The following is a 14,970-nucleotide window of genomic DNA, read 5'->3' on the forward strand; positions in this document are numbered from 1 at the left end:
TGACAAATAATATTATACGACTAAGCTGTAAAATTTGCAATAGCAAGATAACAAGATAAATAGAAGTAATATTACCTACATTTTGATAAAATAAAATTGAATTGAAATATAAAAAAGGGGAAAAACTGATGGAATTGAGATTTGACCATATTATTCATTATGTTGATCAATTAAATAACTTTAAATATCCTGGTAATATTTTGAAATTAAGTGGTGGGGGGAAACATCATAAGTTTGGTACATTTAATCGTTTAGCATATATTAATGAAAATTACATTGAATTATTAGATGTAGAAGATGTTGAAAAGTTAAAAAAAGAAGCTAAAACGGAAGAAGGTCGAGTGGCATTTGCTACAAAGATTGTACATGATCATTTTCAACAAGGTTTTAAAACAATGGCTTTTAGAACAACAGATATAGAAGCGCTAAAACAAACACTTCATGAACATAATGTAGATACAATTGGACCTATTGAAATGCATAGAGAAAATAAAAAGGGAGATAAAACGGGCTGGAAATTATTGTATATTGCTGACCCTGATTATATGGTTAAACCTCCGTTCTTTATAGAGTGGGAAGATAGTGAGGAACAACGCAATGAAAAATTAGCAGATTTATATCAAAAGCATTTTACTATTGATCGCATTATTATTCATAGTTCTAAGCGTTCGAAGACACTATCAAAATGGCAGAAATGGTTTAAAATGCGCATTATAGATGAAGGTGAAGATTACACGGATTTACAACTCACTGATGACAACATCATTTATCGTGTTCAAGATGGCCAGACATCTGGCTATAAAACAGTCGTATTTAAAGATAAAGAAGCGACTGCACCTTATTCCATCATTGTGAAAGGTGCTAAATATCGCTTCGAACCAGTAGACTGAAATCTAATATAAATAAATATAAGTGCTATGTGCAATTAGGGCGATATGCACTATTGCTAATAATAATGATAGGATGCTTAACATTGTCGAAAGACGTGTGGTTCTAAGCAATAGAAATAGCACAGTTAATACTAAACTTAAGCCAACAAACATCACTCTTAGACTAAAGTATGCAATTGAAAGTGGTTGGCTTAACGTGATTATAATAGCAATGAGATTAATAATGATAAAGATAGCTAATAATATATTTCTCAATGTCCATTACCTCTTTTATATAAAAAATTGGAAATTTTAATTTTAGAGTCTATATAGTATAGCAGATTTTAAAGAAATTAAATAATCTCAAACTTCAATAGTATGTTTGTCGACACTCACTATTGTAGACTGTATAATGATAATTAATGTGAAAATAAAGGAGTTTTTTATAGCATGGAAAAGATGAATATCACTAATCAAGAACATGACGCATTTGTAAAAAACCATCCTAACGGCGACTTATTACAACTTACGAAATGGGCAGAAACAAAACGTTTAACAGGATGGTATTCAAAACGCGTTGCCGTTGGAGAAAATGGTGAGATAAAAGGTGTAGCTCAATTATTATTTAAGAAAGTACCGAAATTACCGTTTACATTATGCTATGTATCTCGTGGATTTGTAACGGATTATAGTAACAAAGCTGCACTTGAAACACTTTTAGAAGAAACAAAAAAAGTGGCTAAAGCTGAAAAAGCATATGCTATTAAAATCGATCCAGATGTTGAAGTGGAACATGGGACGGAAGCACTTAAAAACTTAAGAGCATTAGGCTTTAAACATAAAGGCTTTAAAGAAGGCTTATCAAAAGATTACATTCAACCACGTATGACAATGATTACGCCTATTGATAAATCAGATGATGAAATCTTTAAAAGTTATGAACGTCGTAACCGTTCAAAAGTACGTCTAGCTTTAAAACGTGGTACAAAAGTAGAACACTCAGACCGTGAAGGGTTAAAAACATTTGCTAATTTAATGAAGATTACTGGTGAACGTGATGGCTTCTTAACACGTGATATTAGTTACTTTGAAAATATTTATGATTCATTACATGAAGATGGCGATGCAGAATTATTCTTGGTTAAATTAGAACCTAAACCAGTTTTAGAACAAATTAATAAAGATTTAGCAGAACAAGAGGCTGAAAAAGAAAAACTTCAAACTAAATTAGAAAATAAACCAAATGATAAGAAAAATGCAAACAAACTTAACGATGTTGAGAACAAAATATCTAAAACAACTGAATTAAAAAATGATATGGAAGATTTAAAACAAAAACACCCAGAAGGCGTATATTTATCAGGTGCTTTACTTATGTTTGCAGGTAAAAAATCATATTACTTATATGGTGCATCATCAAATGATTATCGCGACTTTTTACCAAATCACCATATGCAATATGAAATGATGCGTTATGCAAGAGAACACGGCGCTACGACATATGATTTCGGAGGCACTGATAACAATCCGCCTAAAGGTTCAGAACACTATGGCCTATGGGCATTTAAAAAAGTATGGGGAACTTATTTAAGTGAAAAAATTGGTGAGTTTGATTATGTATTAAATCAACCGCTTTATCAGTTAATTGAACAAGTTAAACCTCGATTAACTAAAGCTAAAATTAAGCTTTCTCGCAAATTAAAACGTAAATAACGACACAGTATTCAAATAATGACATCTGAACGATTCTACAATGACAGAAGCGTTCAGATTTTTTTAGATAAAATGAAAACTCAAACTAAGCAATGAGTTTCTAAAACGTTTAGGGAAGTGACGTAATGATTAAGAAAATGCTTCAATTCTCATTAGGTAATAAGTTCGCTATCTTCTTAATGGTAGTATTAGTTATTTTAGGTGGCGTCTATTCAAGTGCAAAATTAAAACTTGAATTATTACCTGATGTGGAAAATCCAGTGATATCTGTACAGACAACAATGCCTGGTGCCACCCCACAGACCACACAGGATGAAATAAGTTCAAAGATAGATCAACAGGTAAGGTCTTTGGCTTATGTTAAAAGTGTTAAAACGCAATCGATTCAAAATGCTTCGATTGTAAGCGTAGAATATGACAATAACACTGACATGGACAAAGCTGAAGAAGTCTTGAAAAAAGAAATTGATAAAATAGATTTTAAAGATGGTATCAGTGAACCAGAATTAACACGTAATTCAATGGATGCATTCCCGATTGTCGCTTATTCATTTACTAATAGTAAAAATGATTTGAAAAAAACAACTAAAGAAATTAATGAGCAATTAATTCCCAAACTACAAACTGTAGATGGAGTACAAAATGCACAATTAAATGGTCAAACAACACGTCAAGTGACATTGAAATTTAAGCAAGATAAACTTGATGAAGCAGGATTAACTGCCGATGATGTTGAGAATTATATTAAAACAGCTACTCGTGAAACACCACTTGGTTTATTCCAATTTGGTAATAATGAAAAATCACTAGTCGTTGACGGACAATTTAAATCCGTTGATGCACTGAAAGATTTAAAAATACCACTAACTATAGGTGGGCAAGGTCAATCAAGTAGTGGAGACGATGATTCTGATAGTAATAGCATGAGTAGTACAGGAGACGATGCTTCTACCTCAAGTAGCGGTCAAAAATCTCAAAGTAGTTCAATGTCAATGGGCGATAGTGGCGAGATGCCAAGCGTACCATTAAAAGAGCTGGCTAAAGTCACTGTTGGAGATGAACGCTCATCTATTTCTAACACAAATGGTAAAGATGCAGTGAACGTTCAAGTGATGAAAGCGCAAGATGCAAATACAGTTCAAGTCGCTCGCGAAACGCAGAAAAAAATTGATGAGTTCGTAAAAAATAATAGTGATATTAAAGCTACTAAAACGATGGACACTGCTAAGCCAATTCAAGATTCACTGTATACTATGGTTGAAAAAGCAACATTAGGTACAATAGTAGCAATTATCGTTATCCTATTATTCTTAAGAAATATTAAAACAACTGCGATTTCAATTGTTTCGATACCATTATCAATCTTAATCGCGTTGATTGCTTTGAAATTAAGTAACGTATCGTTAAACATTTTAACGTTAGGTGCGTTAACTATTGCAATTGGACGTGTGATAGACGACTCAATTGTTGTCGTAGAAAATATTTATCGACGCTTATCTGATTCTGATGAATCATTAAAAGGCGATCATTTAGTGATTAGTGCGACACGTGAAGTATTTAAACCTATTTTATCTTCAACTATCGTTACCATCATTGTATTCTTACCGCTTGCCTTTGTATCTGGTTCAGTGGGTGAGATGTTTAGACCGTTTGCATTAGCGATTGCTTTCAGTTTATTAGCTTCATTATTAGTTTCTATTACAGTTGTGCCGGCGTTGGCTTCTACATTTTTCAAAAAGGGAATTAAAACAAAACAACGTCCGACTAGTACAAATGAGACTAAAGGTCTTGGGGCGATTAGTAGAGGCTATCGAAGCGTATTAAGTTGGTCACTGAATCATAAATGGATTGTTATTATTATCAGTTTAGTCATCTTAGTTGGAAGTGTCGTGCTCGGCGGTGCAAAATTAGGTACAAGTTTCATTTCAGAAGGGGAAGATAAATTCTTAGCTGTAACGTATACACCTAAACCTGGTGAAACGAAAGAAGCGGTACTTGATCACGCGAAAGAAGCACAACAATACTTACAAAGTAAGAAAAAAGTTAAAACCGTGCAATATTCAGTAGGAGGACCTTCTCCAGCGGATCCAACAGGTAGTACTAATAGTATGGCTATTATGGTTGAATACGATAAAGATACGCCTAACTTTGATGAGGAACCTGACAAAGTTGTTTCTCATTTAGCGAAAATGAAGGACCCAGGAGAATGGAAAAATCTAGATATGGGTACGGGTGCTGGTAATAACTCAATAGAAGTAACCGTTAAAGGTCCGTCGCCTGATGCAATTAAAGATACAGTTGCTAAAGTTGAAGATAAAATGAAATCTGTCGATGGCGTAGCAAATGTTAAATCAGATTTATCTCAAACTTATGATCAATATGAAATTAAGGTTGATCAAAACAAAGCGACAGACAAAGGTATTTCAGCTGGACAATTGGCATTAAATTTAAATGAAAATTTACCAGAGAAAACAATTACCACTGTCAAAGAAGCTGGTAATAAAGTAGATGTTAAAGTAAAACAAAATAAACAAACAGACTGGTCACGCGATAAGATCAATAATATCGAATTACAGTCGCCAACTGGTGAGAAAGTAAAACTCAAAGATATTGCTAAACTTGAACATACGACAACACCAAGTCAACTTAATCAAGAAGATGGCGATTATTCAACTACTGTTTCAGGTAAAGTCATTGCTTCTGACGTAGGTGGCACATCAAGTAAAGTCATGCAAAAAGTGAATCGTATCGATAAACCAGATAATGTGAAGATTAATGTTGGTGGCGCGACCGATGATATCAATCAAGCTATTAGTCAATTGGCCTTTGCGATGTTAGTTGCTATCGTGATTGTATACTTGGTATTAGTTATTACATTTAAAGGTGGTTTAGCACCATTTACAATACTATTCTCATTACCATTTACAATCATCGGTGTAGTGCTTGCATTACTCATTACAGGTGAAACGATTTCAGTACCAAGTTTAATTGGTTTATTAATGTTAATTGGTATCGTAGTAACCAATGCAATTGTGTTGATTGATAGAGTAATTACGAATGAGAAGCAAGGTATGCCTATGAAAGAGGCGTTACTCGAAGCGGGTGGCACACGTATTCGACCTATCTTAATGACTGCGATTGCTACAATCGGTGCATTATTACCGCTTCTATTCGGACAAGACAGTTCAATCCTTATTTCTAAAGGTATGGCAGCTACGGTTATTGGTGGTTTAATATCATCAACATTACTCACATTAATTGTAGTACCAGTTATTTATGAAATTTTATTTACTTTGAAAAATAAATTAACACGTAGATAAATAAAAAGAGAGGGTGGCGCCTGTTTCTAAAACAGGCGCACACCCTCTCTATTTTTTAAATTTAAAAATGTTGTATCATTCGAATATTAATACATTACAAAAGTTAAAATAATGTATATCACGAATAAAATTAATGATAATATATTTAGAATTGAAACACCTTTGTGATCATTCTTTAAGGCTTTGAATGCAGTAACTTCTACATTACCTACTAAAAGAACTAGAACGACGAAGACCCACCAATTCTCTGCAGGGAATTTTAAAGTAGTAATGGCTACTACAAATAATAATAATATGCCCATCACGATTCTTAAAATGCGTGTGAATACAGAGTGCATTTTAAAAATAGTGATGTAACTAACGATAAGATATAATATAGGTAATAAAAGTAGGTAGAGTTTCACCTGATAACATCCTTTCTATCATGACTAATATCATAGCATTCTGATATCTTTCTGACTAGAGGCTTATACCTCTTATTTCTGACGTAATTTTGAACGAATGTTAGCAATTTCTTTCTCGATATCTTCAAGTTGTTTCAATAAAGGGTCTATATTTTGATTTAATGATTCACGTTTCTCTAAATCATTTTGCAAACGCGTGTAATCATATTTGAGTTCATCTAATTGTGATTCTAAATCCATTATGTATGGCACTCCTTTTTATTTTTGGCTTTATAATTTAGTTGAATTATAGCATGAACAAGACACTTCTAAAAATTATGGAAATTGTGTTACAGTTATTAACTGTAATAAAACAGTAAATAAGAAAGAAGGAATTGATGTGACAGAGCAATTTGTAATGATCATTTTATTAATTGCATTAGGATATCTCTTAAAGAAAATTAATTTCTTAAAAGCAGCAGACAGTCAAGTACTTTCTACACTCGTATTAAATGTCACATTACCTTCTTTAGTTATCGTTAATCTAAATAGTGCTGATTTAGATTTTTCTTTTTCAATTCTACCCATTATGATGATTGTTTATGGTGTAATTGCTAAGTTAATCGTTATCATGCTATTTAGGAAATATGATAACCATATTAAAGGTTCAGTAGGAATGATGACAGCTTCATTAAATATTGGTTTATTTGCCTATCCATTAGTCAATACGATTTGGCCTAAGAATGGTATGGTTTATTTTGGTATGGCGGATATAGGCGGTGCCATTATCATGTTTGGTATTACGTACTTTGTAGGAAGTTATTTTAGTGAAGGGGCCGACCAATTCAATTTTAAATTTTTAGGGAAAAAGTTAATTACCTCTGTGCCATTAGTGACATATATCGTCATGTTTATATTAAATATGTCTAATCTTCACTTACCGCACGTAGCTATTGATTTCTTTACTATTATTTCAAAAGCTAACATGCCTTTATCTATGATATTACTAGGCGTGATGCTTAACTTTAAGATTGAACGTCACTTTTTACCAATCGCAATCAAGTATTTAGTCGCACATTACGGTCTAGGACTATTTGCCGGTCTGATGGTACACTACTTCTTACCAGTTTCAGATAATATGATTAAAACGACATTACTCATTGCTTGGTTATTACCAGTAGGGGTAGCTATTATTCCATATTCTATTCAATTTAAATATAAGACGCTACCACTTGTAGGTATGGTAACCAACATTTCTATCGTAATAAGTATTATTATCTTGTATGTATATCAAGCATTATTTGTATAATGAATTATTTAAATATGTAAAAAGCAAGCAACTCAAGGGGCGAGTTGCTTGCTTTTTTATAAGTATGAAACTTTTTAAAATGGAAGTTGCACTCTTAGGTGAATTGGACACATAAGTAGTTTGATTATCCTTTTCCACCCATAAAGGCAGGATAATTCATCATTCCACCATCCACATAGATAGTTGTACCGTGGATATAGCTTGCCAAATCAGAAGCTAAGAATAATGCTACGTTTGAAATGTCTTGTGCTTCACCAATTTCTCTAGCTGGAATCATTTCTAGTGTTTCAGCTCTAGTGTCAGGATCAGAGAATTTTTCTTTCGTATGTTCAGTAACAATTGCACCTGGTGAGATGTTATTAATGCGAATGCCGTATTGAGCATATTCCATAGACATTGTTTCCATCATTAATTTCAAACCGCCTTTACTGGCAGCATAGTTAACATAGTTTGGCCATGGGATTGTATCATGAACACTTGATGTATTAATAATGACACCTTTTTTATCTTCTTTTAAGAATTGGTTAACCGCTTCACGTGAACCAATGAAAGCACCTGTTAAATTTATATCAATCACTTTTTGCCATTCATCTAATGGCATTTTATGAGAAGGGATAGGTTTCTCAAAACCAGCATTATTAATCATAATGTCTAACGTACCAAATTCATTTACAGCTGATTGAACTAAATTTTTAACATCATCTTCTACAGATACATCGCCCTGAACAGCAATCGCTTGTCCACCTGCATTAGTAATCGTCTTTTTAAGGTCTTCAATCTCATCTAAATTACGATCAGAACGATAATTTAAAACGACTTTTGCTTTTGCTTTACCAAAGTTTTCGGCGAATGATTTACCAATACCGCTACTTGCACCTGTAATAACAACTACTTTATTTTCTAAATCTGGAAACATCTTAATTCCTCCTTAATATTTAAACGTAATTATTTTAAGTTACCTAAGATCACTGCAGCAACAATGATTAATACGATACCTGACCAAATACCAATCATTTGGCGTTTATCTTTTCTCTCACCTAATAGGAATATACCACCAAGTGTAGAAACAATAACAAGTAATTGTGATAATGAGAAACTTGTAGCAACACCGACTTTAGGTTGTGAATAGAACATAAACAGGTTACCAACAGCCCACACTATACCAGGGATAAGGTTTAATGCAGTTGATTTGATATTTGTTTCGTGTTTCATAGATAGTAAGAAACCACCAATAGCCATACCGATTGATTGGAAGAATAAAGCGTCCGTACCACTGACACCAAAGATATCACCAATAACTACATAACCGACATAGCCAATTGTAGAAATGATTAATATCATCATCGCTTTTTTAAATTCAGGGTCATTCGATTTTCTTTCATTCTTAGCTTTTAATGAGGTTAGGGCGATACCAGTAACAAGTAATACCATAGCGATAAGTCCCATAGTTACTTGCGTGCCTGTACTCCATTCTCCTAAGAAAATGGCACTAAATAATGTTGTACCTACTAATTGCATTCCTGTTGAAATAGGCATCGTTTTAGATACACCAATGAGTTGTACAGAACGTAACTGGTTACCTTGACCAAATGCCCAAAGTGCACCAGAAATTAAACCAACAATAATAACAGTGATGTTATTAAATTCAGCTTTACCGCATAGTAGTAATATAATCCCAACGATTAAAGTACCTAGCGTAGTACCACGAATTTGGTTGTAAGGTCCGCCGCCTACGAACACATTGATTAAGACAACGCTCCCCCAAAATAACGCTGGTAATAATGCGATTAAGAAATCAATAAATTGCATTATTGACTCACTCTCCTTATGTATTTATTACAGTGTTCCTTTCTTATAACACTTGAAATTAGTGTATCTGAAATTATATTATGTGAGAATTGAATTGCTCACGAATATCCAAATTTTTTGAAAATAAAAAATGCCTACGATTTCGAATTTTTGAAAATCGTAGGCATATTATATTCAGTTTATTCTTAATGAGCGTTTGAAGAGAGATATTTGTATTTCTTGTATTCAGTGTCTATTTTAAAACCCAATTCATTAAAGCGTTCAACTAATGTAGCATTTTTACTGCGAATTTTAAAATATACTTTTTCTAAATCATAATGGTTAAATGCATAATCAATAGCGAAGGATAATAGATCAAAGGCAATCCCCATTAAACGATAATCTGTGTGCGAACTAAAATAACGAATTTCAGCGACTGAAGTTTGAGGAGACACTTGTAAATATAAGTAACCTTTTAATAATCCTTCACTTACAAATAAGAATAAATGATTATTCTCATCAAGGGAATTTATAATTTCTTGACCTGATAGTACGTTATGTTTAAAAGTTTGTTGATGTAATTTAGTAAAAGCGCGTTGAAAACCTGGCTGATATTCAATAATATTTTGGAGGTGATTAGAACGTTGTATAGGTGACGCTACATTGAGATAGTAATCGGTAAAATTGTAACTGGCATCTATATTTTTCATTAAAGGCTTGGAAGTTTGAATACATTCATTATATGAAAAGTTAAATACCGCCTCAGTATCTTGAGAATCACGAAGTGCATTAAACAATGATTGATAGTCATTTTGACTAAAGGACACTTCAGAGTTTACGAATGGTCCCACTACTTTAAATTTATGCTTTTCATATTCAATAGCAGTTATCATGGCATAAGTAGTATCATTTTCACTTAATGAGAATATACTAGGAGATGTAAGAGACTGTTCCAATAAAGCTTTCATTTCAACTTGATCTGTAGGTAATTTGTATACATAAGAGGCGAATTCGGTTGACGATGTTTCTAAAAAAGACAGAACTTGGTTTAAATCGCTTAATTTAATGATATCCATAGCGTACCTCCATTTCGGTCTGATTTTCTAAATTAATTATAAATTTATTTACATTTAAATGAAAGTTATGTCTATTGTTTTACATGTTACAATGAGAGACATATGAATGAAATTTGTCTATAACCAATTGTTATATTGAAAGGAAAGTTTTATGAAATCACTTATCTTAGCAGAAAAGCCCTCAGTAGCACGTGATATTGCCGAGGCTTTAAATATAAGCGGAAAACGTAATGGCTTTATTGAAAATGAGCGTTACATTGTGACTTGTGCATTAGGGCATCTTGTGACCAATGCGCAACCAGAACATTACGATAAAGCGTATAAAGAATGGAAACTTGAAGATTTACCTATTATTCCAAAACATATGCAAACAATTGTTATTGGAAAGACGAGTAAGCAATTTAAAACAGTTAAATCCCTCATTTTAAAAAATGAAGTAAAAGACATCATTATTGCGACAGACGCTGGTCGAGAAGGAGAACTAGTAGCACGTCTTATATTGGACAAAGTAAGAAATAAAAAACCGATTAAACGTTTATGGATTAGTTCGGTGACTAAAAAGGCGATTCAACAAGGCTTCAAACATTTAAAAGATGGTAGAGCCTACAATGATTTATACCGTGCTGCGTTAGCACGTAGTGAAGCGGATTGGATTGTGGGTATCAACGCGACACGCGCGTTAACTACGAAATATGATGCTCAATTATCATTAGGTAGAGTACAAACACCAACGATTCAACTTGTGCAATCTCGTCAACAAGACATTAATCATTTCAAACCACAGAAATATTATACATTGGGTGTACAAGTTAATGGTGTTACTTTCCAATTAAAAACAGACAAGCGAATAGGAAATAAAGACGACATTGAAATGATTGCTGAAAAGGTTAAACATGCTCAAGGACGCATTGATTATGTAGAGTCTAAAGTGAAGAAAAGTTATCCTAGACCACTTTATAGTTTAACTGATTTACAACAAGAAGCCTATCAACGATATAAAATGGGTCCTAAAGAGACGTTAAACACTATTCAAAATTTATATGAACGTCATAAAATATTAACGTATCCACGTACAGATTCTAACTATTTATCTGAAGACATGGCTGACACTATTAAGGAACGTTTACAAGCATTATTAGCTACTGACTATAAAGAGAATATCCGTCCGTTAATTAATAAATCGTATTCATCTAAAATGCGTATCTTTAACAATCAGAAAGTATCGGATCACCATGCTATTATTCCAACAGAAGTCCGTCCAAATATGCAAAGCTTGAGTAATAGAGAAGAGAAAATTTATTTAATGGTAGCCGAAAGATTTTTAGAATCATTGATGATGCCACATGAATACGAAGCGGTTAAAGTCACTTTAAACGTAAACAATGATACGTTTGAGTTTAATGACAAGGTGACTCGTCAATTAGGATTTAAAGCACTTAGAAAAGATTCAGATCATCAAGTACAAGAACTTCATTTTCAAAAAGGGGAAACGTATAAAATTCAAAGCACTAAAGTGAATGAACGTGAAACGACACCTCCAGAGTACTTTAATGAAGGTACATTACTTAAAGCGATGGAGAATCCTCAAAACTATATTCAGTTAAATAATAAAAAACATGCCAATACGCTTAAGCAAACTGGTGGTATTGGGACTGTGGCGACTCGAGCGGACATTATTGAAAAACTGTTTAATATCAATGCGATTGAATCAAGAGATGGCAAAATTAAAGTCACTTCAAAAGGTAAACAAATATTAGAGCTAGCACCTCAAGAACTAACTTCACCATTACTAACGGCTGAATGGGAAGAGAAGTTATTGATGATTGAAAAGGGAAAATATAACGCCCAACAATTTATCAATGAAATGAAAGGTTTCACGAAAGATATCGTCAATAAAATTAAAAATAGTGAACAAAAATATAAGCATGATAACTTAACGACGACAGAATGCCCAACATGTGGGAAATTCATGATAAAAGTAAAAACGAAAAATGGTCAGATGCTTGTCTGTCAAGATCCGTCATGTAATACGAAGAAGAATGTACAACATAAAACCAATGCGCGGTGTCCAAACTGTAAAAAGAAAATGACATTATTCGGTAGAGGGAAAGATGCGGTCTATCGTTGTGTCTGTGGTCATACAGAGACGCAAGCGCATATGGATCAACGATTAAAAAATAAATCAAACGGCAAAGTTTCTAAAAAAGATATGAAGAAGTATATGAACAAAGAGGAAACAATCGATAATAATCCGTTTAAAGATGCACTGAAAAATTTAAAACTTTAGATAAAATCGAACTTAAAGCGTTATCTTTTGATAAAAGTTCGTTTTTAGTATTGTATTTTTCGAAAAGTAATATTAAAATATTAAAGTATTTCAAAAAAAGGAGTTTAAAGCCGTGAAAAAATACTTCCAATTCGACAAGTATGGTACTAACTACAAGAAAGAAATCATCGGTGGTATCACAACTTTCTTATCAATGGCATATATCTTAGCCGTTAACCCACAAGTTCTAAGTTTAGCTGGAGTAAAAGGCGTTTCTGCGGATATGAGAATGGATCAAGGCGCAATTTTTGTGGCGACAGCATTAGCCGCTTTCGTTGGTTCATTATTCATGGGTCTTATTGCTAGATATCCAATTGCTTTAGCACCAGGTATGGGACTTAACGCATTCTTCGCCTTTACTGTTGTTTTAACAATGGGCATTCCTTGGCAAATTGGTTTAACTGGTGTGCTCTGTTCAGGAATATTCTTCGCTATCCTAACTGCTACTGGGTGGCGAGAGACAATTATTAATGCGATTCCTTATCAGATGAAAATGGCTGTCTCAGCAGGTATCGGGTTATTTATTACATTTGTAGGTTTACAAAGTGCTGGAATTATTGTGAAAAATGATTCTACATTAGTAACACTTGGACATTTAACTAAAGGACCAGTATTATTAGCAATCTTTGGTATCGTTGTAACAATTATTCTTTATGCTAAAAAAGTACCTGGTTCAATCTTCATTGGTATGATTATTACTGCAGTTACAGGTATGTTAACTGGTTTAATTCACCCACCATCAGGAGTGGTAGGGAAGATTCCAAGTATTACACCAACATTTGGTGCTGCATTTGAAGCATTCAAAGATCCAAGCCAATTATTTACGATTCAATTTTTAATCGTTATCTTAACATTCTTCTTTATTGATTTCTTTGATACTGCAGGAACACTAGTTGCCGTTGCAACACAAGCAGGAATGATGAAAGATAACAAATTACCAAGAGCAGGTAGAGCGTTATTTGCCGATTCATTAGCAACGATTGTAGGGGCTATCTTCGGTACAACAACTACTACATCATATATTGAATCAACTTCAGGTGTGGCTGTAGGCGCACGTACTGGCTTTGCGAGTGTAGTTACAGGTTTCTGTTTCTTATTAGCTTTATTCTTTAGTCCATTAATTGAAGTGGTTACAAGTGCTGTAACTACGCCAGCATTAGTAGTAGTTGGTATTTTAATGGCTGCTAACTTTGCAGAAATTAATTGGAAAAAATTTGAAGTAGCTGTACCAGCATTTATCACAATCATTATGATGCCATTATCGTATTCAATTGCGACTGGTATTGCATGTGGATTCGTATTTTATCCTATTACAATGTTAATTACTAAAAAACATAAAGAAGTACATCCGATTATGTATGTATTAATGGTACTATTCATTTTATACTTTGTATTTGTACACGGTTAAAATTAAAGACGAGGTAGCCTTGAAAGAAGGCTACCTCGTCTTTTATCTATTATTTAAACATTATCTATGACGTTCATCTCTGTTTTTATGTTGAGTATAGATTACGCGAGCGTCTTTATTAGGAAGATAAGTTGGTGCGCTTAAAACGATAAATACGAAAAATACCATTAAAAAGAAGAGCACCCAGTGTGTAAACATACCGACTACAGGGATAAACGCAATAAAAGAACCAATTATACCTATTAAAGGAATAAGTGCCATTGGCTTAATAGCGTTCTGAGAATCAACTAGTAAAACAATTCCTACTATTAAATATAAGAAAGCATTCAGTAAGAGAGGATGCCAGCCAAAACTTAAAATGACACTGCCTCCTAAAAATGGAATGCCGTAGAAAAATTCACATGCTAATAAAAAGATACTTAAAATCGCTAATGTTACTTTAACACTGCTTTTCATTCATTATTCACCTCCATATGATTCATGAGTACGAAAGAAACTAAATAATTTAAATACTAAAAACTTTCATTAAAGTATTAAATTGCTTTCATCTCATTACTTTATATACCTATTATAATGAAATTTAGAAAAAAGGGAAAAAATTTACCCAAAATGGTTGAACTACATAAACATTTCCAGTACAATACTAAAGTATGTGTTAGACAAGAACATAAAAAGTTACAGAAAAACCTTGATTTATCAATGTTTTTCATGTATCATATCTAATGTTGGACTTGAAGAAAGCGATGAAGCGAAAGGTTACTGACACACCCGGCCGCTT

Annotated in this window: 13 protein-coding genes; 6 read left to right on the top strand and 7 right to left on the bottom strand. The window is 33.2% G+C overall.

Annotated elements, in window-relative coordinates; all coding sequences use genetic code 11:
* Positions 1 to 128: 128 nt before the first annotated feature.
* The gene (locus E2558_RS07270; protein WP_126565816.1) at positions 129 to 890 is read left to right on the top strand and encodes a VOC family protein; all 762 of its coding nucleotides are present in this window, start codon (positions 129 to 131) and stop codon (positions 888 to 890) included.
* 3 nt (positions 891 to 893) lie between these two features.
* Here the strand turns inward: E2558_RS07270 and E2558_RS07275 are convergent, their stop codons facing one another.
* Complete coding sequence (locus E2558_RS07275; protein WP_126565815.1) at positions 894 to 1,145, bottom strand: hypothetical protein; 252 nt, start codon at positions 1,143 to 1,145, stop codon at positions 894 to 896.
* Between the two features lie 174 nt (positions 1,146 to 1,319).
* Between E2558_RS07275 and E2558_RS07280 the strand changes: the two genes are divergently transcribed.
* Together E2558_RS07280 and E2558_RS07285 are read left to right on the top strand one after the other, a co-directional pair.
* On the top strand, positions 1,320 to 2,582 hold the full coding sequence (locus tag E2558_RS07280) for a lipid II:glycine glycyltransferase FemX (RefSeq protein WP_126565814.1): 1,263 nt from the start codon (positions 1,320 to 1,322) through the stop codon (positions 2,580 to 2,582).
* Positions 2,583 to 2,707: 125 nt separating this feature from the next.
* Positions 2,708 to 5,902, top strand: a complete 3,195-nt coding sequence (locus E2558_RS07285; RefSeq protein WP_126565813.1) for an efflux RND transporter permease subunit — start codon at positions 2,708 to 2,710, stop codon at positions 5,900 to 5,902.
* A gap of 86 nt (positions 5,903 to 5,988) precedes the next feature.
* Here E2558_RS07285 and mspA read toward each other — a convergent pair whose 3' ends face one another.
* The gene (mspA, locus tag E2558_RS07290) at positions 5,989 to 6,306 is read right to left on the bottom strand and encodes a membrane stabilizing protein MspA (RefSeq protein WP_126565812.1); all 318 of its coding nucleotides are present in this window, start codon (positions 6,304 to 6,306) and stop codon (positions 5,989 to 5,991) included.
* Between the two features lie 72 nt (positions 6,307 to 6,378).
* Complete coding sequence (locus E2558_RS07295) at positions 6,379 to 6,546, bottom strand: SE1832 family protein (protein WP_126565811.1); 168 nt, start codon at positions 6,544 to 6,546, stop codon at positions 6,379 to 6,381.
* A gap of 139 nt (positions 6,547 to 6,685) precedes the next feature.
* Between E2558_RS07295 and E2558_RS07300 the strand changes: the two genes are divergently transcribed.
* Entirely contained in the window at positions 6,686 to 7,594 is a 909-nt protein-coding gene (locus E2558_RS07300; protein ID WP_126565810.1) for an AEC family transporter, read from the top strand.
* Positions 7,595 to 7,718: 124 nt separating this feature from the next.
* Here the strand turns inward: E2558_RS07300 and E2558_RS07305 are convergent, their stop codons facing one another.
* From E2558_RS07305 to E2558_RS07315, 3 genes are all read right to left on the bottom strand, one after another.
* Positions 7,719 to 8,510, bottom strand: a complete 792-nt coding sequence (locus E2558_RS07305; RefSeq protein WP_126565809.1) for a glucose 1-dehydrogenase — start codon at positions 8,508 to 8,510, stop codon at positions 7,719 to 7,721.
* Between the two features lie 29 nt (positions 8,511 to 8,539).
* On the bottom strand, positions 8,540 to 9,403 hold the full coding sequence (locus E2558_RS07310) for a GRP family sugar transporter (RefSeq protein ID WP_126565808.1): 864 nt from the start codon (positions 9,401 to 9,403) through the stop codon (positions 8,540 to 8,542).
* Between the two features lie 185 nt (positions 9,404 to 9,588).
* Complete coding sequence (locus E2558_RS07315; protein WP_126565807.1) at positions 9,589 to 10,458, bottom strand: GNAT family N-acetyltransferase; 870 nt, start codon at positions 10,456 to 10,458, stop codon at positions 9,589 to 9,591.
* 151 nt (positions 10,459 to 10,609) lie between these two features.
* Between E2558_RS07315 and E2558_RS07320 the strand changes: the two genes are divergently transcribed.
* A complete protein-coding gene (locus E2558_RS07320) occupies positions 10,610 to 12,745 on the top strand; it encodes a DNA topoisomerase III (protein ID WP_126565806.1) in 2,136 nt (711 codons plus the stop codon).
* A gap of 112 nt (positions 12,746 to 12,857) precedes the next feature.
* Positions 12,858 to 14,192, top strand: a complete 1,335-nt coding sequence (locus tag E2558_RS07325) for an NCS2 family permease (RefSeq protein ID WP_126565805.1) — start codon at positions 12,858 to 12,860, stop codon at positions 14,190 to 14,192.
* Between the two features lie 60 nt (positions 14,193 to 14,252).
* Here the strand turns inward: E2558_RS07325 and E2558_RS07330 are convergent, their stop codons facing one another.
* Positions 14,253 to 14,648: a hypothetical protein gene (locus E2558_RS07330; RefSeq protein WP_126565804.1), complete on the bottom strand. Its 396-nt coding sequence runs from the start codon at positions 14,646 to 14,648 to the stop codon at positions 14,253 to 14,255.
* Positions 14,649 to 14,970: the final 322 nt, after the last annotated feature.

This window comes from Staphylococcus pragensis (assembly GCF_004785665.1).
Lineage (GTDB): Bacteria > Bacillota > Bacilli > Staphylococcales > Staphylococcaceae > Staphylococcus > Staphylococcus pragensis.

Coding starts and splice junctions, on each gene's coding strand:
- E2558_RS07270 (WP_126565816.1), top strand. CDS start 129: ATGGAATTGAGATTTGACCATATTATTCATTATGTTGATCAATTAAAT.
- E2558_RS07280 (WP_126565814.1), top strand. CDS start 1,320: ATGGAAAAGATGAATATCACTAATCAAGAACATGACGCATTTGTAAAA.
- E2558_RS07285 (WP_126565813.1), top strand. CDS start 2,708: ATGATTAAGAAAATGCTTCAATTCTCATTAGGTAATAAGTTCGCTATC.
- E2558_RS07295 (WP_126565811.1), bottom strand. CDS start 6,546: ATGGATTTAGAATCACAATTAGATGAACTCAAATATGATTACACGCGT.
- E2558_RS07305 (WP_126565809.1), bottom strand. CDS start 8,510: ATGTTTCCAGATTTAGAAAATAAAGTAGTTGTTATTACAGGTGCAAGT.
- E2558_RS07310 (WP_126565808.1), bottom strand. CDS start 9,403: ATGCAATTTATTGATTTCTTAATCGCATTATTACCAGCGTTATTTTGG.
- E2558_RS07315 (WP_126565807.1), bottom strand. CDS start 10,458: ATGGATATCATTAAATTAAGCGATTTAAACCAAGTTCTGTCTTTTTTA.
- E2558_RS07320 (WP_126565806.1), top strand. CDS start 10,610: ATGAAATCACTTATCTTAGCAGAAAAGCCCTCAGTAGCACGTGATATT.
- E2558_RS07330 (WP_126565804.1), bottom strand. CDS start 14,648: ATGAAAAGCAGTGTTAAAGTAACATTAGCGATTTTAAGTATCTTTTTA.